The sequence below is a fragment of the Flavobacterium sp. UBA4197 genome (genome assembly GCF_002379575.1).
GTDB lineage: Bacteria > Bacteroidota > Bacteroidia > Flavobacteriales > Flavobacteriaceae > Flavobacterium > Flavobacterium inviolabile.
In genome coordinates, this window is the sequence record NZ_DFUB01000019.1 from 1 (window position 1) to 24,769 (window position 24,769).

The 24,769-nt window shown below is 38.8% G+C and carries 20 protein-coding genes and 1 pseudogene; 16 read left to right on the forward strand and 5 right to left on the reverse strand.

Annotation, left to right across the window (positions count from 1 at the left end; all coding sequences use genetic code 11):
- Positions 1–469 (reverse strand): choice-of-anchor J domain-containing protein (locus tag B3394_RS11740; protein WP_286922847.1); only part of this gene is annotated, 469 nt, incomplete at its 3' end.
- Between the two features lie 360 nt (positions 470–829).
- Here B3394_RS11740 and B3394_RS11745 point away from each other — a divergent pair.
- Positions 830–2,638 (forward strand): hypothetical protein, encoded by a 1,809-nt coding sequence (locus B3394_RS11745; protein WP_286922877.1) that lies wholly within the window; start codon positions 830–832, stop codon positions 2,636–2,638.
- Between the two features lie 378 nt (positions 2,639–3,016).
- Positions 3,017–3,661, forward strand: coding sequence for a hypothetical protein (locus B3394_RS11750; RefSeq protein ID WP_286922883.1), 645 nt, complete (start codon positions 3,017–3,019; stop codon positions 3,659–3,661).
- 185 nt (positions 3,662–3,846) lie between these two features.
- On the opposite strand, the gene B3394_RS11755 is transcribed toward B3394_RS11750, so the two are convergent.
- The 4 genes and pseudogenes from B3394_RS11755 to B3394_RS11765 all read right to left on the reverse strand — a co-directional run bounded on the left by B3394_RS11755 (position 3,847) and on the right by B3394_RS11765 (position 6,129).
- Positions 3,847–4,965, reverse strand: coding sequence for a contractile injection system tape measure protein (locus B3394_RS11755; protein ID WP_414654271.1), 1,119 nt, complete (start codon positions 4,963–4,965; stop codon positions 3,847–3,849).
- 11 nt (positions 4,966–4,976) lie between these two features.
- Entirely contained in the window at positions 4,977–5,453 is a 477-nt protein-coding gene (locus B3394_RS11760; RefSeq protein WP_286922900.1) for a hypothetical protein, read from the reverse strand.
- A gap of 22 nt (positions 5,454–5,475) precedes the next feature.
- A pseudogene (locus B3394_RS18180) lies at positions 5,476–5,781 on the reverse strand (contractile injection system tape measure protein); the annotation flags it as partial.
- Positions 5,782–5,814: 33 nt separating this feature from the next.
- Complete coding sequence (locus B3394_RS11765) at positions 5,815–6,129, reverse strand: hypothetical protein (protein ID WP_177731833.1); 315 nt, start codon at positions 6,127–6,129, stop codon at positions 5,815–5,817.
- Positions 6,130–6,733: 604 nt separating this feature from the next.
- On the opposite strand from B3394_RS11765, the gene B3394_RS11770 reads away from it, so the two are divergent.
- The 14 genes from B3394_RS11770 to B3394_RS11835 all read left to right on the forward strand — a co-directional run bounded on the left by B3394_RS11770 (position 6,734) and on the right by B3394_RS11835 (position 24,769).
- Positions 6,734–7,318: a DUF4255 domain-containing protein gene (locus B3394_RS11770; protein ID WP_177731836.1), complete on the forward strand. Its 585-nt coding sequence runs from the start codon at positions 6,734–6,736 to the stop codon at positions 7,316–7,318.
- Between the two features lie 31 nt (positions 7,319–7,349).
- A complete protein-coding gene (locus B3394_RS11775; protein ID WP_177731838.1) occupies positions 7,350–9,038 on the forward strand; it encodes a phage tail sheath family protein in 1,689 nt (562 codons plus the stop codon).
- A 30-nt stretch (positions 9,039–9,068) separates the two neighbouring features.
- Positions 9,069–9,500, forward strand: coding sequence for a phage tail protein (locus tag B3394_RS11780; RefSeq protein WP_177731842.1), 432 nt, complete (start codon positions 9,069–9,071; stop codon positions 9,498–9,500).
- Positions 9,501–9,524: 24 nt separating this feature from the next.
- Positions 9,525–10,892, forward strand: coding sequence for a phage tail sheath family protein (locus B3394_RS11785; RefSeq protein ID WP_286922901.1), 1,368 nt, complete (start codon positions 9,525–9,527; stop codon positions 10,890–10,892).
- Between the two features lie 30 nt (positions 10,893–10,922).
- The gene (locus B3394_RS11790) at positions 10,923–11,354 is read left to right on the forward strand and encodes a phage tail protein (protein WP_177731847.1); all 432 of its coding nucleotides are present in this window, start codon (positions 10,923–10,925) and stop codon (positions 11,352–11,354) included.
- Positions 11,355–11,356: 2 nt separating this feature from the next.
- Positions 11,357–11,797, forward strand: a complete 441-nt coding sequence (locus B3394_RS11795; protein ID WP_177731850.1) for a phage tail protein — start codon at positions 11,357–11,359, stop codon at positions 11,795–11,797.
- A gap of 222 nt (positions 11,798–12,019) precedes the next feature.
- On the forward strand, positions 12,020–12,181 hold the full coding sequence (locus B3394_RS11800; protein WP_177731853.1) for a DUF5908 family protein: 162 nt from the start codon (positions 12,020–12,022) through the stop codon (positions 12,179–12,181).
- Positions 12,181–12,915, forward strand: a complete 735-nt coding sequence (locus tag B3394_RS11805) for a CIS tube protein (protein ID WP_177731856.1) — start codon at positions 12,181–12,183, stop codon at positions 12,913–12,915. Before B3394_RS11800 ends, B3394_RS11805 begins: the two co-directional genes overlap by 1 nt.
- A gap of 1 nt (position 12,916) precedes the next feature.
- Positions 12,917–14,662, forward strand: a complete 1,746-nt coding sequence (vgrG, locus tag B3394_RS11810; protein WP_177731859.1) for a type VI secretion system tip protein VgrG — start codon at positions 12,917–12,919, stop codon at positions 14,660–14,662.
- 84 nt (positions 14,663–14,746) lie between these two features.
- Positions 14,747–15,037 (forward strand): PAAR domain-containing protein, encoded by a 291-nt coding sequence (locus tag B3394_RS11815; RefSeq protein WP_177731862.1) that lies wholly within the window; start codon positions 14,747–14,749, stop codon positions 15,035–15,037.
- 149 nt (positions 15,038–15,186) lie between these two features.
- On the forward strand, positions 15,187–15,597 hold the full coding sequence (locus B3394_RS11820; RefSeq protein ID WP_177731865.1) for a GPW/gp25 family protein: 411 nt from the start codon (positions 15,187–15,189) through the stop codon (positions 15,595–15,597).
- Between the two features lie 91 nt (positions 15,598–15,688).
- Positions 15,689–18,856, forward strand: coding sequence for a baseplate J/gp47 family protein (locus B3394_RS11825; protein WP_286922902.1), 3,168 nt, complete (start codon positions 15,689–15,691; stop codon positions 18,854–18,856).
- A 30-nt stretch (positions 18,857–18,886) separates the two neighbouring features.
- Positions 18,887–21,673: a hypothetical protein gene (locus B3394_RS11830; RefSeq protein WP_286922903.1), complete on the forward strand. Its 2,787-nt coding sequence runs from the start codon at positions 18,887–18,889 to the stop codon at positions 21,671–21,673.
- Positions 21,674–21,685: 12 nt separating this feature from the next.
- Positions 21,686–24,769: a hypothetical protein gene (locus tag B3394_RS11835; protein ID WP_286922904.1), complete on the forward strand. Its 3,084-nt coding sequence runs from the start codon at positions 21,686–21,688 to the stop codon at positions 24,767–24,769.

A 24,769-nucleotide genomic window follows, 5' to 3' on the forward strand; every position in this document is an offset into this window, starting at 1 on the left:
CCTGTTCTACATAAGTTCCTGCCGTTGAAGATATTTGTGATTCGGTTAAATCGGCAGCCGTTATGGTATAGCTGCTCATGTTATTCTGAACGTTGCCGGTTGAAATACGAACCTGTAATTTAGATCCCTGATCTCCGGCACGGCCGTGCTGTGCATAAAAACGTAACTGTCCGTTTGCGGGAACAGTAACCTGAGGAGTAATCAACCAGTCTTCTTCGGTATTGCCGATTCCGATGTTTACCCGCTCAACAGAATAGGCATATTGCCCGTTGTGAGGCGGTGAAGTAGCCGAGTTAGGGCCGCTTCGAAGCCATAAATTGGTGTTTGATGGTCCCATTCCTACGCCATTATCGAGGATCAGCCAGCCTGTCGGCAAGGCAGAAGCTCCCTCAAAACCTTCAGGGAAAGTCTGGGAAAAGCCCACAAAACTCAATAATGACATAAAAATTAAAAACGTAATTTTTTTCATAATTTTAATTTATTGTGAAGTTGGTATTAATAATTTTTTAAATATAATTCAAAAATGCTTTGATAATTTAGCTCATTGTTAAAATTCACAAAAAAGTAATTTTTCTATTGTTTTTGTTACAAAAAAGGTATATTTTGATTTTTAGCTGTTTAAGTTGCGAAAAAAAGCTTTTTAGGATTTTTTATAATGAGGGTTGTTTTTTTAAGATTAATGACATAAAGCGGACTTCTTCCGGATAACGTATAAAAGCATAATGAAGGGATGCTTTTACCAAGTGAAAACAATCGTTTACCAAGTCCGGAATAATCACAAATGGGTTCCGGCTATCTTAGTTATCTGAAAAAATAAAGAAACTAACTTATGCCGTTCCGATACCTTTTACCTTTATTGCTTATCATGCTTTCCAATGTTGTTACCGCACAACCGGGATGGCGGGATTTTACCATGCGCTATTATTATACCATTTTAGATAAGAAGGGAAACGAAATCTCCTTCAAAAAGAATAAAGAGTACAGTATAATTGTTGACAGTATACGGTATAAGGCGCCCAATATTCCGAACGATTCCCTAAAAGCTGTTGTTCCAAATAAAACCATGCGTTTTGATCATTATATACGGATCAATGATTTTTCTCTTCGCCTGCCTCAGGATATTCATGATGCCAATTATCCGTTAGAAATTAAAATAATCCATAAAAAGGACACGATGTATCTTAACCAGACTACCGGTTCGGGAAGCAGAATTTTTGAGAACATGATATTTAATAATAGGAAAGAGGTGGTAAAAGCCAAACCGGATTCTGACTACACGCTGCAATTTATAGCCGGACGTTATTATTTTCCTGCCTGGGCAAAAGCATTACTGGACAATCTGCCGCTGGCAGACGGCAATGTCAAAGTGGTAAACCTCAACCAACGACATTTTATTATCCCGAAAACACTGTATGATTCCATAGCCTCACCACGTGCAAAATTTAAAAACAGGTCCGCATTAAGTGAAAAAATAGAAGACAGGATTGTCCGTAATTTTACACAGGGGTATTTTACCGTGGACAAACGGGTTGAACCTGCAAAGTTTGAAAACCCGGCTTTACCTTATAAAGAACCGTATTGGGATGATGCGTTGTATCCTACAAAGGATAAGGATGTTTACTTTGGAAGGGTGCGCTATAGTAAGGATTCCCTGAATGAGAGTAACTGGAAATACCTGTTTTCGGTTTACAATAAAAGTGAAAACACCATCAGGCATTGGTTTCCAGAAAACAAGTCACATTTTTTAAGCAGCGGTTACCTATATAAGGATACTTTTAATACGGCTATTTATCAGCGTGTGTGGTTTACGGAAAAGGCAGACCAGACCCAACATTACATACCGCCCACAGAATGTATTTACCAATCTGATGACGAAGGCAGGACGTGGCAGGAAAACCGGTCTGTAACAAAGCTGTTTAACAAATACGATTTTGAGCATATCGAGTTTTTAGACAAAGACTACGCTTTGAGTTACAATAGAAAAGAGATAAAGCACAAAACGAGAAATTACAATATAAAACAGATAACCTACTATCTGCTGAAAAATATGCAGGTGGTCGATTCGCTAAAAACACCTGATGATTATTATGAATTTGACAACTATATAGAAAGACACAATCATTATCAGTTTGCTGTAAAAGATGTGATGCTGCTCGGTACCTGGAATTATGAAAATAACCCGGACTATGGAAAACCGTTTTCCCAGGCCGTTATTAACAGGGTGAATGACGGATGGGAGTTTAAAACAGAACAAAAGGTATATGCGCCGCGCCCTGTAATCAAAGTGCAAAAGGAAGCGGATACTGTTGACTATCAAAATTTCCACTTAATCAACAAACATGAGTTGTTTTTTAAAAACGGTTCGGGAACACTAAGAGTGAAAAATGAGGTCACTAAAAATTCCTGGAACCATGGTGTGGTGGCAATTGAAAAAGAAAAACAGATTTACCTGTTGGACAATGATAATGGCTTTACCTATATCTCTTTCGATGGCGGTGCTTCCTGGTATATTTACCCGAAGGCACTGGAAGCCCGTTCGGATTATCAGTTTCTGGAAATCGACGACAAGGATGTGATTTCGTTTTTTAATCCCTGGAAATTGTATAAGGTGTTTTATCGGTTTGGACAGAAGCTATAATGTTATAAATTAGGTAGTAATACTTATTGTATATTAATTTAAAATATAAAACTTTGTTGGATATAAGTATGAAGTTTTATTAATCAGGGTAAAAGGTTTTATGTGTCAATAAATGTTGGCTTGTAAATGCCCCTAAAGGAGAAATAATTTTTAAACGGTAAAGTCAAAAAATGGACTTTGCTGAATAATTTAAGTGTTTGTGATCTTATTTGACGGGTCAAAAGATTGTATATGGTATGTAATGACAGTTTGAAAATTAATTATATTGTTTGGTAGTGATCATTTTGAAAAAAAATAGGTGTTAATTTATGGAGCGATATAATTTTATCGTGTCACTAATACTGTTGTCATTTAGAATAAAGTATTTTAAATATAGAAATGAATCAATATAAAATTGTCAGGGACTTTGGAGCGAACATAGAGAGGCTGATAGGTTATTTTTATTCAGGCCTTTCCGCAGTATTGGTTATAGCCATTTTAAAACCAAAAGAAATAAAAGACATTATTGAGACTCTGGGCTCTCCAATTGCCGTAGTTACTTCTTTAGCGTTAGGAATAGGACTCTATTCATTATATTTTCACATTATTGGAGAATTATTTTTTTTTCAGTTACAACGATTTTATCATTATGTGACAGATTTAGTTCATGGATATAAAAATCAGCACCAAAGATCTAATACTGGATATGTAGGTTATTTAGGGGTTACTTTTTCTAAACGCAGGCAAGCTTATGAATGTTTGAAAAATGAATTAATTAACGACGATATTAAAACGGAAATTCATTTAAAACACGGTGAATTAAGTATTATTTATATAAGTGCCACATATTGCTTTATGGCGTATGGGTATTGTATTATGACAGAAAATTATTGTGCTTTTTGGTTATACATAGGTTTGATACTCTTGATAGGAGCCATTATAACAGATACAGCCCAACATTCTAAAGAAAATTATATTTTCAAACAGACTTCTGAAGATGAACTGAAAAAATTTTTACGAAGCAGAGGTTTACTAAAAGAATGAGTGTTGAAAAAACTAAATCTTACACTTCATTTATTTGTAAAATAAAATCGGAAAGACATTTCATTAAACTATAAGGTCTTTCCGATTCGATTGCCATAGCGATACAAATCTTAAACCGATTTGTGCAAATGGAGAAATTTAGGAACAAGATTCGGTAAATGCTTTCCTTAACGGAAGTAACCATATTACCAATTGACGAAAATAAACTCGTTTTGCCAGGGCAATCTGATCATACCAATTCCCCAGGATAGTTTGTCCATTAAAATGTCCTGTGTCTTCCGTTCAACGGTCAATGTCAGATTGGCGATGACTAATTTTCCCGGACGCTGAAAAAATTCATGTTGCAGCAATGCTACTGATGCTGTTGTCATCGAACTCCAGTTTTGCTGCACGGCTCCGATTACTTTTGCCGCTTCAGCTTTGTGCTTTCGTGAAAGTTTTACATGCCGGTTGATACTCTGGTGCAAAGGAACATTGCATAAAAATTTCTCAAATAACATATTGCTTTCCGGCTGGTTCGTTTTTCCGGTAGCAATATAATGTAACAAATGAATGCCGGTTTCCGGATCGGTAAGCTTTTTGGTTTCCGGATCGATCAGATTACAATTTTTAAAAAGATTGCCGATAAAAGGATGAATAAGTACCAGTCCGGCATTCTCCACCTGATAACCATTTACCGTATCGGTGGTGTTATCGTCCTGTATATCGGTGTTGAAAGTATTCGTGTCGATTTGGTTTCGGTTTACTTTTCGCGAATCTTTTTCCAGAATACCCTTTTCACGCGTGTTTTCCTTATTTTTTGGAACCTTTTTACCGGTGTGGTTGTTTTTATTTCGGATTGTATTAACATCACGTTGCTTAATAGCCGGAAAAAGAGCCATTATTTTGTCCCAGAGCTGTTCTTCGGTATCTTCACTTTTAGCCAGTTGCAAATAGGGAATGGTTTTAACAGCCTGTTCGATTATGTATTTCTGATAATCGTCAGAATCAGAATCAGGAAAGGAAACCGTTAAAATATTAAAAATTAAAAACCATAACGCTTTTCTGTCGGCAAAAGACGATCCGGAAAGTTGTTTTATCCCGGTACCTTTTAGTGCTATTTTCAAACCTTTGGTTTTAATAACTGCCAAACAGATTTGTGCTATCTGGGCATCGGTAAACTGATTGACAATGCGTTCCCGTACTTTTGGTTTTTTCAGGCTGGCTACAATTTTGGCTGCAAAAGCTTTTTCGGAAATAATTTTTTTGAACGGGACGGATTCAAAAATAGCGGCCGATGTTTTATTGGCATTCCACCAGGGCATAGTACCTTTTTCTATAAAATGAATAAAGGTGAGTAGCAATTTTTCGGTTTCTCCCAGAAAATGGATTTCGGGATTTTCTGTAGCATCATAATACTGATTTGGATCATGATATTGATTTTGGTCGTAGCCATGATCATAACCATAATGCGGATTTTGGTCATGATTTTGCCTGTAGCGCGGATTTTGGCTGGGATGCTGATTTTGTTCATTACGCTGATTTTGTCCGTTACGCGAACTTTGGCTATGACCTTGGTTTGGTAGCTGATTCTGATCCTGATTCTGGTTTTGATTTTGGTTCTGAGCTTGGTTCTGGTTCTGAATTTGCCCGTGATTTTGGCTTTGGTTTTGTCCAGGACTTTGGTTTTGCCGGTCGTTCCGACCTTGTGTATCGCTCTGACTTTGCTCATAACCTTGATGTTGTCCTTCAGGCTGATTCTGGTTTTGGTCGTTACGCTGAGTTTTGCTGTATTGTTGGTTGTAACGCTCATTTGAGCTTTGATTTTGTCGCTGACTTAGATGCTGACCCGATCCTTTTTTTATTATTTCACCAAGTTCTTTCTTGAACGATGTTATAATGTCGTTTTTTAATGTGGTATTTAATGATGATTCACGATGATTGATCTCGACAGCCAATCGTGAAATCTGTAAGGTATGAGCCGGTATTCGGGCTTGTACAGTGTTAAGATGTTTTTCAAGTTTTGGAAAAACAGTCATAGTCAAAAAGCTACTGATATCGTCTTTTATCTCATACGCCTTTTTCCTGTTGTTAACCGAAACTTCAATGACAACTTTATGTATAATATGGGTTTGTTCCACAGTAAATTTATTTTATAAATCAGCTACTTGTAATTATTCAAATTCTCCTCCCCAAAAGTCGGCCGGACAACGGCTGTATTTTGACTTTTGCTTGGCACTTAGCCTGCAGCCACAGCCTCTTATAAAACCTTCCTGAGGCATATTTGAAACTTCAAAAGTCAAGGGATGGATCCATCGTTGCGTGTCACAACTGTTGCCGTTTTTTAAAGGGCAGGCATTACAGATGGTTTCCCTTTTCGAAAAAATGTGCTCGTCGCTTTCATTTGCGAATCCGATTTTGGAACGAAACTCATTAAAATGACCATCCGCAATCTCATTGCGTTTGTGGAAAAGATTTTTAAAATTCATCGGGTTTAGTATTAAAATTATACTGCCAAAATTATTAGAAGTGATTGCATCAGGCTAGTTATTAGTCGTCTGGATTCTGTCTTTGCAGTAGATTGGAATTTGAAACAGGGGTTTGTACTAAGGCTGAATCTTTTGCAATAGGCGTGAATACAGGGAGAAACTATAATCGTCGGTTCGGGTGTTCTTTTTTTTGAAAAGAGGAGGTAAACGAGTTTGTTTTTTGACTTAAGTGCGATGAAGTTTGTAAAAAATGGTTCATTAATGGATTTTACAGACTCTTTTTTTTGTTTGTATTGTTAATATCGCCCTTGTTTTTTTCTGTTTGAATATTGCGAAAAGAGTTTTTTGATTTTTATTGGTGCGAATTGCCTTTTTAATGGCTGGCTTGTTGCGGGATCAGCACCTTAAAAGAGTCTAAAATTTCAGGTAATATAATCGTTTTTAAATAGCATTATATCAGTGTGTTATGAATTGTTTTTTATTGAGTTCCACAATTGCCCGGAAAAACGACTTACTGCAAAGACAGTTTTGAGGGGGCAAAATATTCGTTTTTTCGAAAGGGGTGATTGTATGTTTGCATCGTGATAATCAACAATAGAAAATTATGATTTATAAAGTATTAAAAGCATTAAGTGACACGCTGGATCATGAACTAAATCTTCCGGATCCGGAGTATCCGGTTCAGGAACCGGTAGACATCGTAATTGATAGTATAGCAAAAGAAGATAATGATGCGACAGCGATTGGCAATAAGGTGGTCATTACATTGTTGAGCGCAGAAGAAGAATCGGTATTAAAAAATACATCAAGATATGAACCCATTTATCCTGAGGGATCTTCTATACCTAAGGGGTATAAGAAAAAGAATCCGACAGCTTATCTGAACCTGTATGTAATGGTTGCGGCAAACCGTGACAATTATGAAATCGCACTTCGAAATATTTCTAAAGTTATTGAAACCTTCCATACTCAGAAAACATTTGTTAATGAAACAAAGGGATTCAGTGTTAAATTACAATTACACCCGCTTCCTTTTGATCAGCTAAGTTATGTATGGGGATTGCTTGGTGGTAAAGTAATTCCGTCTGCTTTATACAAAATAAGCATTGTGAAAATCCAAAAAACCGGAGAAACCTATCCGGAAGTAATCGAAGATATCGATATCCTAAGAAAAGAAAAAAAAATCTAAGAAAATTATTATTAACCTAAATTTTTAAAACATGTCAGAATTTAAAACTCCGGGCGTTTTTATAGAGGAAATCCCAAAATTTCCACCATCTGTAGCTCAGGTAGAAACGGCAGTACCGTCATTTATCGGCTATACTGAAACAGCGCTTGACAAAAACAAAAAGACCTTGAAAATGGTGCCTACAAAGATTAGTTCTTTGATGGACTATGAAACGTACTTTGGAAAAGCGAAAAAAGAAAGTATCCAATTAAAAGATACTGAAGACCAAGGCTTGACCCTTGTAAAACCGAATGTAAAGTTCCTAATGTACTATTCCCTGCAAATGTATTTTGCAAATGGTGGTGGTCCGTGTTATATCGTTTCTGTAGGCGGTTATGACGGCGGTGTAAACAAAAGTGATCTGAAGTTAGGTCTGGATGCTTCTGCTTTGCAGGAAGAATCAACAATTGTTGTTTTTCCTGATGCAACATCATTAACACAGCAGGAAGAATTTTATGCAATTTATCAGGATGCATTAGTTCAGGCTGATGACTTAAAAAACAGATTCCTGATCATGGATACATTCCGTGGTGAATCAAAAACGAAAGAACCGGTTGCTGGTGCTGATTCGCCTCTTGATACGGTTGGATATCTTCGTCACAAAATCGCGACGACAATGCATGCTGCAGCCTATTTTCCACATTTGAAGACCGTATTGAACTACAGTTTCGATGAAAAAGCTGTAATCGATCATGCCGGATTGCAGTTAGCCAATGCTCCGGGGAATTTCTTCGCTGATGCTGCGGCCGATTTGGGTGCATTAAGCAGCCTGGCTTCGGCGGAACTGGAAGATGCAACTCCTGAGGAACCTGCTGATACAAAAGAGCTTATCGATATTATAAAGAGTGCTATTGCTATCGTAGAAAATGTAAATGTTACGGCCGATAGTAAAGTTTCGTTGGTGGATGCTCAAACGTATTTACAGTACTTGAAAAGCGGAACAGCTGACGATGAAGCTATTATTGGAATTCTAGCTGCCTTGAAAACTGCGGTAGAAGGAGCTGAGGATAAAAAAGGCGATGCAAACGGATTAAAACTGGATGCGTTAAAAACGACAAATTCCGCTTTATACAATCAGATTAAAAAAGTAATCGCTGAACTAAACGTGGTATTACCTCCGTCTTCAACTATGGCTGGAGTATATGCTAAAGTTGATGGTACACAAGGGGTTTGGAAATCACCGGCGAATTTGGGACTTAACTATGTAATCGCTCCAACCGAAAAAATTTCAGACAAAGAGCAGGAAAGCTTAAACGTAAATCCAAGCGGAAAATCGGTTAATGCAATCCGTACGTTCACCGGTAAAGGAAATCTGGTTTGGGGTGCAAGAACTTTCGACTCGGAAAACACCGAATGGAAATATATCTCGGTTCGTCGTCTTTTTGATATGATCGAAAAATCAGTTCAAAATGCAATGCAGCGATTCGTTTTTGAAACCAATGACGCGAATACCTGGGTAAAAGCGAAAGCCATGATCGAAAACTACCTGAACCAGTTATGGATGAGTGGTGCCTTAGCGGGAACAACTCCGGAACAAGCCTATTACGTTATCGTTGGTAAAGAAACAACAACGGCACAAGATGTACTGGAAGGCAGAATGAATATTGAAATCGGTATGGCGGCAGTTCGCCCTGCAGAATTTATTGTGTTGAACTTTTCACACAAAATACAAGAATCATAAAAAATAGATAACAATTAAATACAGCAAATTATGAATGAATATCCATTAGCGAAGTTTTCCTTCGAAGTTGATTGGGGTGGAACAAAATTAGGTTTCACGGAGGTTACCGGAATGCAGATTGAAACTGACGTTACGGAATACAGACACGGAGCCAGCCCGGACTTCAGTAAAATCAAAATGCCGGGACTTAGAAAATTCTCGAACATCACGTTAAAACGTGGTTCTTTCAAAGGAGACAACGAGTATTTTACCTGGTTAAACAGTATTAACCTGAATACAGTAGAGCGCCGTTCGGTTACAATTTCACTTTTAGACGAAACCGGAGCACCGGCAATTACCTGGAAAGTGAAAAACGCATTCCCTGTTAAATTACAGGCTACCGATTTGAAAGCCGATGCAAGTGAAGTTGCAATTGAAACTTTAGAAATCGCTCACGAAGGATTAACAATCGAAAACAATTAATAAATAACTTTTAAATTAAAACACATGAATTACAAAACACCAGGGGTTTACGTAGAGGAAATTGTAAAATTCCCACCATCAGTGGCACAAGTAGAAACAGCTATTCCGGCTTTTATTGGATATACTCAAAAAGGACCAAAAGGAGAGCCAACAAGAATTTCTTCCTTAATGGAGTATGAAACACTTTTTGGAGGTGCCGAATTTGAAAAACAAGCAATTACATTAGATGTCCTTGATGGAGTAGCTACAGCAACTGTAACTGCAGCCAGTTTAAGTGATTTTAAATTGTACTACGCTTTGCAAATGTATTTTGCAAATGGTGGTGGTCCTTGTTATATCGTTGCTGTAAATCATTATAAAACTGGTACTACAGTAAATGAAGTAAAATTTAATGAATTGATAGCTGGATTAGACCTGTTGGAAAAAGAGGATGAACCAACATTAGTAATGTTCACGGAAGCTGAAGCTTTATTACAAAGTGAGGTCTATTCTTTATACATCAGCGCATTAAACCATGCAGAAAAAATGGGTGACCGTTTTGTGATTATGGATGTAATTGGTGATCTTGAACTTTTCAGAACTGGAGTGGAAGCACCTGGTTTAAAATATGGAGCAGCCTACCACCCAAAATTAGAAACGGTTTTGAGCTACAATTATAAAGACGAAGATGTTACAATTTCTAGCTATAAAATCACACTTCCAAACGGATCAACACAAGCTGTAACGAATGCACCGGTACTTCTTAGTGCATTAAAAGGAAATAACTCTGCTTTATACAACCAGGCGAAAAAAGCAATTGCTGCACAACGTATCGTTTTAGCACCGTCTTCAGCAATCGCTGGAGTATATGCAAAAGTTGACAGTACTTCCGGAGTATGGAAAGCACCGGCAAACATTGGTCTTAACTATGTAGTTGCTCCGGTTGAGAAAATTTCTCATAAACAACAGGAAAGCTTAAACGTTGATGCCAAAGCTGGAAAATCAATCAATGCGATCCGTACATTCACTGGTAAAGGTACTTTAGTTTGGGGTGCCAGAACTTTAGACGGAAACAGCAACGAATGGAGATATGTATCTGTACGTCGTTTCTTTAACATGGTTGAAGAATCAGTTAAAAATGCTACAGAACGTTTTGTATTTGATGCTAACGATGCTAAAACATGGACACGTGTAAAAGCGATGATCGAAAATTTCCTTAACCAACAATGGATGAGTGGTGCATTAGCCGGAAGTACTCCGGAACAAGCCTACTACGTAAGCGTTGGTTTAAACGAAACGATGTCGGCTCAGGATATTTTAGAAGGTAGAATGATCGTTGAAATCGGTATGGCGGCAGTTCGTCCTGCAGAATTTATCGTGTTACGCTTTTCACACAAATTACAAGAAGCATAAAAAATAGATAACAATTAAATACAAAAAATTATGAATGAATATCCATTAGCAAAGTTTTCCTTCGAAGTTGATTGGGGTGGAACAAAATTAGGTTTCACGGAAGTTACCGGAATGCAAGTTGAAACAGACGTTACGGAATACAGACACGGAGCCAGCCCGGACTTCAGTAAAATCAAAATGCCGGGACTTAGAAAATTCTCAAACATCACATTAAAACGTGGTTCTTTCAAAGGAGATAACGAGTACTTTACCTGGTTAAACACCATCAACCTGAATACAGTAGAGCGTCGTTCGGTTACGATTTCACTTTTAGACGAAACCGGAGCACCGGCCATTACCTGGAAAGTGAAAAACGCATTCCCTGTTAAATTACAGGCTACCGATTTGAAAGCCGATGCAAGTGAAGTTGCTATCGAAACGTTAGAGATCGCTCACGAAGGATTAACTATTGAAAATAACTAGTCATGGCAGGCTTATATCCTCCAACAAGCTTTTCGTTTACAGTTAGCGGAGTAGCATCAGAGGGTATTGACTCCAGATTTCAATCTGTATCTGGATTATCTACAGAAATTGGAACTGAGGAGTATGCAGAAGGAGGTGAGAACCGATTTGTTCATCAACTTCCACTGCGTCCAAAATACCCTAATTTAGTTTTAAAGCGTGGGCTTGTAGAAGACTCCGGATTGATTGAATGGTGTAGAGCTGCCATGGAACGATTCGAGTTCGCCCCCAAAGATTTAGTCATTACGCTTTCAGGTGGAACAGATTCAACAGCACCATCGATGTCTTGGAATGTTGTAGGCGCATATCCGGTAAAATGGGATGTGTCCGAATTTAACGCCGAAGAAAGCAAACTGGCTATTGAAACAATAGAACTCAAATATAGATATTACACAATACCTTAAGCAAGCGGTCTAAGCTTGTAATTTGAATAGCAAAACTAAACACATAAAGTGTATTAGTTAAAGGTAAAATCTTAACTAAATCTTTTTAAAAAAAGGCGACAGTTTGATTGTTAAAATCAACCTGAACGGACGCTTTATGTGTTTGGTTTTTTAATAAATAGCGCTTTAAAGTGCTTATTGTCAGTATTTAAAGCGTTTACTAATCCATTAAAAGCAAACGAAATGCCAATAGAAATAAAAGAACTCCATATTAAGATAAATGTGGACGAAAATGCATCCGGTACAACAACTGCCACATCGGTAGACAAGGAAGGAATCATGCGGGCAATCAGCGAAAGCGTAGAACAAATAGTAACTATTGAACAACGTAAAAAAGAAAGATAATGGGAGGATCAATTCAAAAATTAACGATTGGAACCTATAAAGATTCAAACTATGAAACCAGGATCTTAATGGGGGCTTTTAAAGCGTTTATCAATCCTGCGGGTTTTTCCATGACCTATAAATCAAATTTTGCTTCAGATCAGGCAATGGGTACTTCTAAAGCAGATTTGAAATATACCAATTCGGTTCCGTCTGATTTACAATTAGATTTTCTTTTTGATGGCACAGGAGTATCAGAAGCAAATGCCGTAACTAAAGCACTTAGTAGCGCGGCGCAAAAAGCGGGTCAGGGATCAGCATTCGCAGCGGCTGCAGTGTCAAAACAGATAAAAGATTTTTATAAGGCTACAGGGCAACTTGAAGGAAGGATTCACAAACCCTATAATGTTATTATAAACTGGGGTGATTTTGAATTTCTGGGATTTCTGTCGGAGTTTACCATCGAATATAAATTATTCAATAATGAAGGAAAACCGTTACGGGCAATCGGAAAAGCAAAATTCACAGAATCCATTAGCCCGGAACTCGCTGCAAAAACAGATAAACTAAACTCGCCCGATCTTACCCATAAACGAACGGTAGTAGATGGTGACACACTGCCTTTGATGACCGAAAGAATTTATGGTGATTCCAAATACTATTTAGAAGTCGCCAAAGTAAACGGTATTATCGATTTCAGGCAATTAACTCCCGGACAAGAATTATTCTTTCCACCTATAGCAAAAATATCATAAGATGAATAATAGCGGCTACATACAAACAGCAAAAACTCCCGACCTGGTAACCTATAAAGTGATGTCCGGAGGCACAGAACTGCCCGTTCAATACGGCGTAAAAAGTATTGTGGTAGAAAAAGAAGTGAACAGGATTCCACATGCCCGCATTGTTATTTTAGATGGAAGTGCTCCGGATCAGAACTTTAAACTAAGTAGTGAAAATTTACTGATTCCGGGAAAGGAAATTGAAATTACGGTTGGATACCATTCCAAAGAAGACACCCTTTTTAAAGGAGTTGTGGTAAAACATAACTTAAAAGTTAAAAACGGATCGACTTACCTGATTGTGGAGTGTAAAGACAAAGCCGTCAAGATGACTTTGGGAAGAAAAAGCAAGTATTTCTACGAAAGTAAGGACAGCGATATTATCGAAGAGCTGATCGGAAATAGTGGTGCTACTGCCGATGTTGAAGCTACAGCAAAATCACATAAGGAATTGGTGCAATACCGTGCGTCCGATTGGGATTTTATGGTAACCCGGGCACAGGCCAATGGGAAACTTTGTTTTGTAGACGACGGCACCATCAAAGTAGCCAAACCGAAAGTGAGCGGCGAAACGGTAGAAACCGTAGCCTTTGGTTCTTCTGTTCATGAATTTGACGGAGAAATCGACGCCAGAAATCAGTTTAGTAAAATCACGGCTACTTCGTGGAGTTATACCGATCAGGAAATCGTAGAAGCAGAAGCGCAGGATCCTGCAATTGCACTCAATGGTGACCTTTCGCCAGGTGATCTGGCTGCTGTTTTCGGAATTGAAGACCTGCAATTGCGACACGGAGGTAAGATAACCCAGGAAGAACTACAGGACTGGGGCGATGCCAAAGCCGTTTTTCAGCAATTAGCGAAAACACGCGGAACAGTAAAGTTTCAGGGGATTTCAAAAGTAAAACCAGGCGTCTTATTAAAATTAGAAGGCTTAGGAAACCGATTTAACGGTACCATTTATGTCACAGGCGTACGCCATGAAGTTGCAGAAGGAAACTGGTTGGTGACCGCACAATTTGGATTAACACCAACGTGGTTCTCAGAAACCTATGAAGTGAGCGAAATGCCGGGATCCGGAATCATGCCGGCCATTAGTGGTTTGCATGTTGGAGTGGTATCACAATTGGAATCGGATCCGGATGGAGAAGATCGAATCCTGGTACAAATACCAATTATAAACAATGAAGAAGAAGGAATCTGGTGTCGTGTAGCAACACTTGATGCCGGAGAAAACAGAGGCTCTTTTTTCAGACCGGAAATTGGCGATGAGGTTATTATTGGTTTCATAAACGACGATCCGAACGATGCCGTAGTCCTGGGAATGTTGCACAGCAGTGCCAAACCGGCACCGATAACAGCCACCGATGACAATCATGAAAAAGGATTCGTGACCCGAAGTGAAATGAAAATGATTTTCAATGATGATAAAATTTCCTACACACTTGAAACACCGGCTGGTAAGAAAGTGATTTTAGACGAAGATGCCGATATTATAAAGATTGAAGATGAACATTCGAACATACTCACCTTTAAGAGTGATGGTATTACGATGGAAAGTGCGGGAGATATTAAAATTAAAGCCTCCGGAGATGTCAGCATCGAAGGAACCAATGTAAAACTGAAAGCCAGCGCACAGTTTAAAGCCGAAGGAAGCTCCGGTTCGGAAGTGTCCTCAGGAGCGGTAACCGTAGTTAAAGGCTCTCAGGTAAAAATCAACTAAAAAGCGATAAGGATCGCGATGACGAAAAAAGAAATGCAAAGGAAGCGATGCCTTACGATCTGAAAAAATTATAAATAACAATATATGAAACCAGCAGCACGAATTACAGATATGCATACCTGCCCGATGGTTACCGGAAATGTACCTCATGTAGGCGGACCTATATTGCCGGCCGGCGAACCGACAGTATTAATTGGCGGAATGCCCGCAGCAAGAGTAGGCGACAAAGCAATCTGTACCGGTCCACCCGATACGATAGCCGCCGGATCATCGACCGTTTTAATAGGCGGAAAACCGGCAGCAAGACAAGGCGATACCACAGCACATGGAGGTGTCATATCGGCTGGTCTGCCCACCGTGTTAATTGGTGGATAATGCTGCACAATGATATTTAAACTCAGTAATGGCTTTGCTACCCGTATTCGGCCTGGCCTGAAAACTGAAACATCCATAACCACACCGCGGTAAACAAAGGCATCATATTACCGATAAACTATTACAATAAAAAAAATATAAAGAACAGTATGAAAATAAATACAGATTTTTTAGGAATAGGTTGGAGCTTTCCGCCTGAGTTTAATAAAGCAGAAGGAAGCGTGACGATGACTACTGATGTTGAAGATATCAATAACAGTTTAATAATCCTTTTGTCTACGCGACCAGGAGAACGTGTCATGTTTCCAAACTATGGCTGTGATTTACAGGAAATGCTTTTTAAGCCCCTGGAACTAACACTAATCACACAAATGAAAGGTATTATTGAACGCGCCATCTTGTACCACGAACCCCGGATCAATATTATCAGTATTGAAATTGATACTACAGAAGAACTGGAAGGACAGGTGTTGATACATATCGATTATGAAGTAAGAAATACCAATACGAGAAGCAATGTTGTTTTCCCTTTTTATAAAGGAGAAGCCACAGCAATCTAAACGACTTGTAATTACTGTAACCCGATTCGATTTTGCCAGAATAGTTTACATCAAGTATTGCAGCTGACCATAGAAAATTAAATATAAACAAATGAAAAAAATAGATACATTTTCGCATTATCGTGACGGAAAATCACAAATGCAACGCTTTTTAACAGAACTTGATCCCAGTAATCTTGAATTGCACGATTTCGATTTGTTTGATTGGCTACTCTTTGCAAACAATTTTGCCAATCATGTAAATTATTTTGATAAAAATGATGCAACAACACCTAACGGAAGCTGGGAAGGCTTTTTTTTAGGTGCCGATGATTATTCCATTCCGCGTAGGGAAAGTGTTGCTTATAAAAGCCTGAAAAAAGAGGTTACAGAACTTGTCGCTCAATTTGAGAAAGACGGAAGTCTTACGCCTCACCTGACTTTATTTATCTGCTTTATTAAGTTGATGGATTTTTCGAAAAAGGCACTTAATAACCTTACCCAGAGACATCTGGATTTCTATTACAATGAAATTCTTCAGATCGAAAAACAAGATGCCAAATCGGATAAGGTTTATGTGATTTTCGAATTAGCCAAAAAAGCAATCCAGGAAAGAGTGCCGGAAGGTACCTTACTTGACGCTAAAAAAGATGCAACAGGTAAAAAACGTGTTTTTAAAACCGAAAAAGAACTTATTGCCAGCCAGGCAAAAGTGGTCGGACTGAAAAGCTTTTTAAACGATAAAACAAAAAAAGAACTAAAAATAGCCCGTGCGGTTAATACCTTAGACGGAATAGCCGAAAAACTAACGGAAACCAGTAATTATTGGTGGCCTTTCGGATACAATTCGGACGAATCCAAGCCGGAAAAATCGGACTTTAAAGAACTTGAAAACGCCAAACTGGGCTTTTCAATCGCTTCCTCATTGCTAAGCTTAAAAGAAGGCGAACGTACCGTAACCGTTACGATCAGCTTCCGAAATAACGGAACCTCAAGATTAGCGGCTTTAAAGCCTAATGAAATCGAAAACAATATCAAATTGTTTTACAGTGGTGAAAAAGAATGGGTGTCTGGTAGTGCAATAAAATGTCTTAACAACGATGCTAAAAATCTACAGTTATCCTTTACGCTGACGAAAAATTTCCCAGCCGTAGTAAACTACAATAAAGAAATATTGGGCGGAACATTCCTGACCAATTTTGCCATTGCACGATTTATGATCGAAGGAAACAAGTACTATGAACTTTATGAGGCACTGGCGGAAAAAGAAATCCAGAATGTAGACATTGCCGTTGATGTAAAAGGAGTAAAATCCATTTTGATTGAAAACGATAGCAGTACGCTAAATCCGGAAAAAGATTATTTCCCATTTACAGGACAACCGGTAACAGGATCTAATTTTTATATTAAATATCCGGAGATGTTTGCTAAAAAATGGGATAAAGCATCCATTACAATCAATTGGAAAAACACACCAACATCGATAAAAGATCTTTATGAAGGCTATACGATTAAGCCCAATGTTGTTGTTTCGAAAAATACTTTTAGCGCTGCTAAAATGAAGAGTTCTGTTGTTGTTCAAGACGATCATTTTAAAGCGAATGCTTCTCTTTTAGAAAAAGAAGGATGGGCTATAAAAGCGACAGACATCCAGTTGTACCAAAAAACGGAAACCGGTTATCAAACGTATTTTTCGATCAAAAACGCCAGTCCTGTTGCGGGAACTTCCGAGTCGATCCGGTTAACCTTAAAACAATCGGCATTACAGGATGTATATCCAAAATTATACACACTGGCATTAACCAGCGGCGAAACAAACATCCTGATCCCGAATGAACCGTATATCCCAGTGACCGAAAATGTCGAATTGAACTATTCGGCTTCAGAAAGTGCTTATACGGGCCGAAATATTCTGGTAAAGAATGTAAAAGCATTAAATACAAAAAGCGCTTTTGCGAGCCAAAATATTCTGGCAAAGAATGTAAAATCATTAAACATTGAAAGCATTTCTCCGAGCCGAAGTATTCTGGCAAACAGTGTGAAATCAGCAAAGAACAAAGAAGTAACATTGTTTTATGAAGATGCATTTGGTCAGGTTGAAAAAGAAATGTCTGCCAATAGTATTGTACCGATTCACGAAGCTGGAGGTGAATTGTTTATCTGCCTGGATGCCAATCCAAGTGAAACGGTATCCTTGCTAATCCAGGCTTTGGAAGGAAGTGAAAACACTTTGGCCGATACCTTTGAGAACAATGAAAATATTGAATGGGATATCCTTTCTAAGAATACATGGATAAGTCTTAGAAACAATATCCTGACAAACGAGACGAAACGATTCCTGGAATCCGGAATCCTGAAATTTAAGATTCCGAAGGATATTGATATAAACACAACCTTATTTGAGAAAAAAGGGATATGGATCAGAGCTAAAACAAAAACAAGCTATGACGCCGTATGTAAAATTCAGGGAATTTATACACAAGCTGTCCTGGCTACTTTTCAGAATCAGGACAATGATTTGACCCACCTGGATCACGGACTGGAAGCGGGAACCATCGCAAAACTAATTACAAGAGTACCGCAGATCAAATCAGTAAGTCAGCCCTATAATTCTTTCGACGGAAAATATAAGGAAACCGATGCGGCCTTCTACAGACGTGTTAGCGAACGATTACGACACAAAAACAGAGCGATTACACAATGGGATTATGAGCAACTTATTTTGCAGGAATTCCCAGACGTTTTTATGGTGAAATGTTTGAACCATACTTCCGAAAAATCATTTATGGCTCCTGGTCATGTGACACTGGTTGTGATTCCGAATACCAAAAATAAAAATGCATTCGACATTTACCAGCCACGAATAAGTCGTGCCAGTTTGAACAAGATTCAAAACTATGTTAATGGATTAAATTCAATGCATGTTAAAACCCATGTTATCAATCCAAACTATCAGGAAGCCACTGTAGAAATAGAAGCGAAATTCTTTAACGAATATGATGAGGCATTTTATAGCAAGCAACTGGACGAAGATATTAAAAAATTTATATCGCCCTGGGCTTTCGGAGATTCTGACGTAGTTTCTTTTAATATGAAACTCAATGTAAATCAGTTGATTAATTATTTGGAGCAACTTTATTATGTTGACTATATCGACAGTTTACAGGTAATGATTAATGGTGAAATACAGACGAAATATTTAATCGAAGTAGATCCGAAATCCATATTAGTATCCGCAAAACAACATGCTGTGACTATTGCAAAACAGGTATGTATTTAAACAAAACAAATAGATAAAAAACAGATAATTATGTCAGAAAATAGTCATATTAGTATACCTAAAAAAGTTGAAACGGAAGACCAGTTAGATTTTCAGTTCCTACGAAAGACAGGTATTAAATACATAGAAGAACTGGGTAGTAAACTCTGGACAGATTATAATTCTCATGATCCTGGGATCACTACTTTGGAAGTGTTAAGTTATGCCATTACCGATCTGGGCATGCGAATGAACCTTAATACGGAAGATATTTTATCTTCTGAAGATCCGGATAAAAATATTGAAAACCAATTTATTAAAGCTACCGAAATTCTGCCGTCAAGACCATTGAATGAGCTGGATTACCGAAAATTATTTATCGATGTTGGTTTAAAATCGGGCAGTAGCAGAGCTGTAAAAAACTGCTGGTGGCGTCCTAGGGTGGAATTGGTTTATGCCGATTGTAAGTCAACAAAACTGGCGTTAAACCCGAACGATTTAGGCGTAACTGAAACAAAAAGCTTCGACGTAAAGGGACTTTATGATCTTTATGTAGAATATGGTGATGACCTTGAAGGAGAAGACACAACCGATGTTTGCGACAGATCGAACACCAGAATAAAAATTCTGGAACGTTATCATGCAAACAGAAGCCTTTGTGAGGATTTAGTTGATATCAGGGAAGTTGAAACGCAAAGTATTGCGGTTTGTGCCCGGATTGGTGTTACAAACAAAGCCGACGAAGAACTCGTACACGCAAAAGTGTTGCGAAGCATTAACAATTACCTGTCGCCGGAAGTGCACTTCTATTCCTTAAAGCAAATGCTTGACAAAGGATATACGACCGATCAGATTTTTGACGGACCGCTTTTGGATAATGGTTTTATCGATACGGAAGAACTTAAAAACAGTCAGCTAAGAAAAGAAGTACGGCTGTCCGATATTATCAGTGAGATTATGAAGGTTGAAGGCGTTCAGGAAATTAAAGAAATTTCTATCGCCGGATGTGACGGTACTTTACAACAAAGTGATGAATGGGTGATCTGTATCGGAGAAGGAAGAAAACCGGTATTGTGTGATCTAAGTTCTTTTAGCTATTCCAAAGGATCGCTACCGTTAAATATCAATCGTAAAAAAGTAGCCGAATACCAGAAAACATTCCGTGAGGAGCAGGAAGCACTTAGAGTAGATGCGCGGTTAAACAAAACATTGGAAATCCCTACGGGAACGGCCTATGACCTGGGGAATTATGCCTCTATTTTAAATGAATTCCCGGATACCTATGGTGTGGGAACATCCGGAATTATTGGAAATCCGGGTGTGGAAAGAGAAGCACTTGCCAAGCAGTTACAAGGGTATTTGCTGTTTTTCGATAAAGTACTGGCCAGTTATTTCAAACATCTTGAAAAAGTAAAAGAAATATTGAGTGTTAACGGTACGCTGAAAAGAACCTATTTTACACAGGCGCTTAAAGGAATCAATGGTTTTGAAAATCTGGTAAAGAATTATGTAACTAACGACGACGATAAGCTTACCGATGCTTTATATGAAGAACTGGACAATAGTGTAGAACGAAGAAACAAGATTCTGGATCACCTGACTGCCCGGTTTGCAGAAACATTCAGTGATTATACCTTCCTGATGAAAACACTTTACGGAGTGTCTACTGATGAAATTGTATTGCGAAACAAAGAAGTTTTCCTGAGCGAGTACAGCACATTGAGTACCGATAGAGGATTGGGACATAATTATACCCTGACTGCCGATACCGATTTGTGGAATACCAGTAACGTTTCCGGAGTACAAAAAAGAATTGCGCGATTGTTGGGAATGAAAGATTACAAGCACCGAAATGTGTCCAATTCGCCTGTTCAGATTATCGAAATCACAGAAAACGGAGCCCCGGCCTTTAAATGGCGTATTAAGGATGCCGATAATGCCATTATTCTGAGTGGTGTTAAAAGCTTCAAGATTGAGTATGGCGCTACACAAACGTTAAACGAAGCCGTTTATCAGGTTATTCAGATTGATCAGGAAGATCTTGAAAACAAGCTGGAAACCACTTTTAATGGAAACGAACGTATTGGAAACATCATCATCCGTAAATCGGAGATGGAAAATTTCTATCTGGAAATTGTAGACGATTCCGAAGCGGCTGTAGTTATCGCATCCCATAAGAAAACAAACCCGTATACGTCACAGGATGCCTTAAAAGAGGGAATCCTTAATCTGGTAGATTATTTCAAATATCGCTTCACCGAAGAAGGGCTTTTCCTGGTAGAACACATGTTGTTAAAACCATCGGTTAAAAATTATGATTTGATGGGCGGTATTGGTTGTATGGCTATTGAAGACACTTTTATCGTGATGTATGATGGCGATGGCGGCTCTGGAGCTGCCGATCCGGATGCCTTTATGACTACCTGCGAAGATGGTTGTGAGAACGATATTTTTGATCCGTATTCCTACCGTGTCAGCGTAGTGCTTTCCGGATATGCGTATCGTTTTTCAGATTATGATTTCAGACGTTATGCCGAAACGGTTATCCGACAAGAACTTCCGGCACACGTTTTAGCAAAAATTTGTTGGGTTGGTGACAGACAGGGTGAGGTCGAAACCGCGATGGGTGATCTGTCGGATTTCGAAAGAACCTATAAAAAATTCCTTCTCGATAAAGCACGAAATAATATTAGCAGTTTGGGAAGCAGTACCAAAGCGTTACTGGATGCACTAACCAACTTAAATAATATCTATAAGCCGGGAAGGCTGTTAGACTGTGCCGTGGACGATAACGACAGTCTGGATGGAAAAATCATACTAGGACAATCAAACATATAAAACAGAAAAAGAATGAACACTAAATTAGATAATATCACGACCCAGTATAGAAAGTTCAACGTAAATCAGGCGTTAACCGAAGGGCAATTGAATGAATTTATTGATTATTTTGAAGATCAGGATCGTTTATCAAGAACCAGGCTAAATGGTGTTGGAGTCGGTTGCGGTTTTGAAACCGGCTTTATGGCGAATACTGCGGCACGAATCGCAGTCGTAAACCCGGACCAGCAGCAGTATCAGCAGCAATTTCAATTTATTACAATTTCGCAAGGTGTGGGTGTTACCACAGATGGAGACCTGATTACGTTGCGTAAAAATATTCCCGGATCTAAATCTAAAGAGGTTAAAATAGACGATGCCGAAACAAAATATGCATACTATAGAGCCTATTTGGATCCTTACAAATATCCGCATTTCTATAGCGGAAATACACAAATGCCGCTATTGGAATTGTTTACCCAGGCCGACTATGAGGATCTGATAGCAAAAGGAGCCATAGCCGATTCCTTTCGTCCTGTATCAGCACTGCAACAGGAAGTGCGCAATAAAATCGTAATTCTATATCTGGAAAGCTATTCTAATGAAGAATCACCTTGTCAGGATGTCGATTGCGACAATAATGGAGCAGAACAGGTGTCTGATCTTAAAGTGCTTTTGGCGAACAGAAGCGACATGGATTTCTATGCACTTAACAGTAATGGATATGACAGTATTTATCAACAGTACAATAACTACGAATTACTTTATGAACAGTTAAGAAACGTTGAAGTTCCAAGGGTAATTCTGGATAGAAATGTGACAACGGAATTGGCGTTACGTACAAAATTCCAGAATGCCATTCAGAGTGGTACGCTGATTACCGATTTGGATTTTAGTTTTAATCTCATTGCGGATATGTTTGATATTACCATGGACTTTGGTGGATTAAACCTGAGAGATAAACTGGATCAGGCATTAAATACGGCTTCATACGATTATCAGTATCGCTATGACCTGTTAAAAGATTTAGTGGATACATACAACGAAATCAAAGGATTGGTATTGCACCTTAAATCCGAATGTTGTCCGGATATTAACGCGTTTCAAAAGCACCTTTTATTAGGACCTCTTGGCGCTCCGCTAAATCAGGGAGATCATACGTCATACCGTCATGATTTTTATAGTGCGCCAATCAATACCCATGAAGATGAAAACAAAGAAAAATTGATTTCATTGGCGAACCGTTTTACGCTAAAACTTAAAAAATTCCAATCGTTTAAAGGGCCGATCGTTATCACACCGTCTAACACAGGTGTTGCGCTAAGTGAAAAAGCCATTCCGTTTTATTATAATGTAGATCTGGATCTGTTAGAAAAATGGAATTTCGAAAAAACGAAAAATTATAAGGAAACCTATAACTTAAGTTACCATAAAGCCAATCTGGCAACCGACGATTTTATTCGGAATCCGTTGCTGTACAATATGGATCACAACGATTTTTATAAAATTGAAGGCTTTGTCGGGATGCCGTATACCATTGCAATGCAAAATATTAATGCCCTTAGGGATAGATATGGATTGGCATTTAAAGTTTCCGGATTATCCCTGGAGAAAAGTACTTCCCGAGCGCTTAGCGGAACCATTACAACGGCTACTGCTGCTACAGCTACTGTTGCTACTGCCGCTGCGGGTATTGCTGCCGTAGTTACACCGGGCGACGTAACGGCTGTACCAGAAACACCTGTTTTGCCAGTGGGACCAGAGTTGACAACCATATCAATCAAAGATCTGAGAGCACAATTAGTGGCTATTTCCAGTGATATTAGTAATCAGGTTAATGCACAGCAAACCTTGCGAACAATATCCGGCTTGGATAATCAATTAAAATTATTAAATACGATCGATTTTAAAGCGATTGCTGATTCGGGGATTTCCATTGTAACACAAACGGCCAAAGAAGAAAAGGTAGACACCGAATTTTTAGGCGATTTCCTTGACCTGAAATCAGGATTGGAACATGATGGCGGTGTACCGGTTGGCGGGACTTTGTATCTGATTTACAGATCGGAAGAACACAATACCGTTTTAGCCGATTTTGCATTGCCTTACCTGTGTTGTTCCAAAAAAGATCCGGTATTTATGGCATTGCCTACGGCTAAATTATGTCAGAATGATGCGAAGATTCCGTTTACGATTATTCCTTTGGATGGCGACATCAAAGCGAATATTGCAGGTCGGGAAGTGAAAGTCGTTAGTAAAACAGCAGGTCAGAATTTCTTCGATCCGGGCCTTGTGGCAGCGGCCGATTTAGGTAAAACAATCACCTTTACCGTTAACGACGATCCTGTGGATGCAAAAATGATCGTGCATGCACTGCCAAATGTAACGGTAACCGCTTCTGAACCGATTCACGGTGAAGTTCCGGATCTTCCGGATGCAGAGGTAACGTTTACAGTTACCGGAGCGCTTGCAAATCTGACCTATATGATGGATTTTGGCGATGGTAAAAAAGCTTCGGGTACAGTGCCATCAGATGGTAAAATCAAGAATACGTACAAGCTTGTTGCAGGTCAGGAAGATACTTTCAGACCAACAATTACAATTTCGAACACGAACAGTTGTTCTAAAAAATATGATCTTAAACCGATTGTAATAACAGGACAAACAACCGTGAAATGTTTATCCGGTCTGGAAGTCACGATTCAGTATCACGATACCAAAGGACCTTGTCCGGGTGGACACGCTTGTAACTCGGCCCGATTCAAGTTATTGGCAAATTCGATACCACTTGGCAATGCGACTAATGGTAGTAACATTGTGAACTTAAATAATGGTAGTGCAGCACTTCAGCCGGGACAGGCTTATGGCGATGGAGAAACTTCCGGAAGATCGCGTAAGTGGACCTATAGCATTTCGGCAACAGAGGCACAGGCCATTGTTGCGGCAAACCAGCCTAACGACGGATTCATTTCGTTCTCATTGGTTTGTGCAGACAGTTCTTGTCACAGCGGTGTAGCATGGACTACATTAAAATTAGATGGTGCGGTAATTTATAACGGTTGTCCGAAAAATAACTTCTTGACTATTAACCCTTGTACAGGAGAAATAAAGAAATAA

Bases quoted from the DNA above. Each gene is read 5' to 3' on its own strand.
- B3394_RS11770 (WP_177731836.1), top strand. From the start codon at position 6,734: ATGATTTATAAAGTATTAAAAGCATTAAGTGACACGCTGGATCATGAA.
- B3394_RS11830 (WP_286922903.1), top strand. From the start codon at position 18,887: ATGTCAGAAAATAGTCATATTAGTATACCTAAAAAAGTTGAAACGGAA.
- B3394_RS11785 (WP_286922901.1), top strand. From the start codon at position 9,525: ATGAATTACAAAACACCAGGGGTTTACGTAGAGGAAATTGTAAAATTC.
- B3394_RS11815 (WP_177731862.1), top strand. From the start codon at position 14,747: ATGAAACCAGCAGCACGAATTACAGATATGCATACCTGCCCGATGGTT.
- B3394_RS11750 (WP_286922883.1), top strand. From the start codon at position 3,017: ATGAATCAATATAAAATTGTCAGGGACTTTGGAGCGAACATAGAGAGG.
- B3394_RS11795 (WP_177731850.1), top strand. From the start codon at position 11,357: ATGGCAGGCTTATATCCTCCAACAAGCTTTTCGTTTACAGTTAGCGGA.
- B3394_RS11790 (WP_177731847.1), top strand. From the start codon at position 10,923: ATGAATGAATATCCATTAGCAAAGTTTTCCTTCGAAGTTGATTGGGGT.
- B3394_RS11760 (WP_286922900.1), bottom strand. From the start codon at position 5,453: ATGAGCGTTACAACCAACAATACAGCAAAACTCAGCGTAACGACCAAA.
- B3394_RS11820 (WP_177731865.1), top strand. From the start codon at position 15,187: ATGAAAATAAATACAGATTTTTTAGGAATAGGTTGGAGCTTTCCGCCT.
- B3394_RS11775 (WP_177731838.1), top strand. From the start codon at position 7,350: ATGTCAGAATTTAAAACTCCGGGCGTTTTTATAGAGGAAATCCCAAAA.
- B3394_RS11805 (WP_177731856.1), top strand. From the start codon at position 12,181: ATGGGAGGATCAATTCAAAAATTAACGATTGGAACCTATAAAGATTCA.
- B3394_RS11745 (WP_286922877.1), top strand. From the start codon at position 830: ATGCCGTTCCGATACCTTTTACCTTTATTGCTTATCATGCTTTCCAAT.
- B3394_RS11825 (WP_286922902.1), top strand. From the start codon at position 15,689: ATGAAAAAAATAGATACATTTTCGCATTATCGTGACGGAAAATCACAA.
- B3394_RS11780 (WP_177731842.1), top strand. From the start codon at position 9,069: ATGAATGAATATCCATTAGCGAAGTTTTCCTTCGAAGTTGATTGGGGT.
- B3394_RS11800 (WP_177731853.1), top strand. From the start codon at position 12,020: ATGCCAATAGAAATAAAAGAACTCCATATTAAGATAAATGTGGACGAA.
- B3394_RS11755 (WP_414654271.1), bottom strand. From the start codon at position 4,965: ATGCCCTGGTGGAATGCCAATAAAACATCGGCCGCTATTTTTGAATCC.
- vgrG (WP_177731859.1), top strand. From the start codon at position 12,917: ATGAATAATAGCGGCTACATACAAACAGCAAAAACTCCCGACCTGGTA.
- B3394_RS11765 (WP_177731833.1), bottom strand. From the start codon at position 6,129: ATGAATTTTAAAAATCTTTTCCACAAACGCAATGAGATTGCGGATGGT.
- B3394_RS11835 (WP_286922904.1), top strand. From the start codon at position 21,686: ATGAACACTAAATTAGATAATATCACGACCCAGTATAGAAAGTTCAAC.